1 protein-coding gene is annotated in these 612 nt (G+C 72.4%); it reads left to right on the forward strand.

Annotated features, from left to right (window positions below; all coding sequences use genetic code 11):
* On the forward strand, positions 1-460 hold a 460-nt coding region (locus HUK84_RS21980; RefSeq protein ID WP_374729412.1), incomplete at its 5' end, for an ABC transporter substrate-binding protein.
* Positions 461-612: the final 152 nt, after the last annotated feature.

Raw genomic sequence — 612 nt, forward strand, 5'->3', positions numbered from 1 at the left:
GATCGCCCCGCCGGCCGCGCCCGGGGGCGGCGACCCGGTCGCCGCGCTCTATGCCGCCAACGGCTTCGTGACGGGTACGGGGACATTGGCCGACGATATGCTGGCCCATGCAGGGTTCCGCAACTTCGCCGCCACCATGGGGCATCGTCATGCGGCCTATCTGCCGATCGAGGATCTGATCGCCCGGCCGCCCGACCTGCTGGTGCTGATCCGTTCGGAGACCGGCACCTCGCTGGCGCAGGACCTGCTGGACCATCCGGCGCTGCGCGCGGCCTTTCCCGGCGCGCATCGCCTGTCGCTGCCCGGCCGGCTGTGGCTGTGCGGGCTGCCGCAGACGCTGGATACGCTGGACCGGCTGGCGCAGGCCCGCCAGGCTCTGGAGCATTTCGCCCCGGAGCACGTTGCCCGGGAAGACTCCGATCCGGAATATTCCGATCCGGCGCGGGAGGCCGGTCGATGATCGATCGCCGCGACCTGCCCTTGCTGGGTGCCCTGGCCGGCGCCGTCCTGGCGCTGCTGCTGCTGTCGCTGGCCTGGGGGGATAGCCGCATCGCCTTCCTGCCGGCGCTGCGCGACCTGCTGGCGGGGCGGCATAGCGCCGGCGCTGTGATC

The organism is Nguyenibacter vanlangensis, assembly GCF_013376155.1.
Classification (GTDB): domain Bacteria; phylum Pseudomonadota; class Alphaproteobacteria; order Acetobacterales; family Acetobacteraceae; genus Gluconacetobacter; species Gluconacetobacter vanlangensis.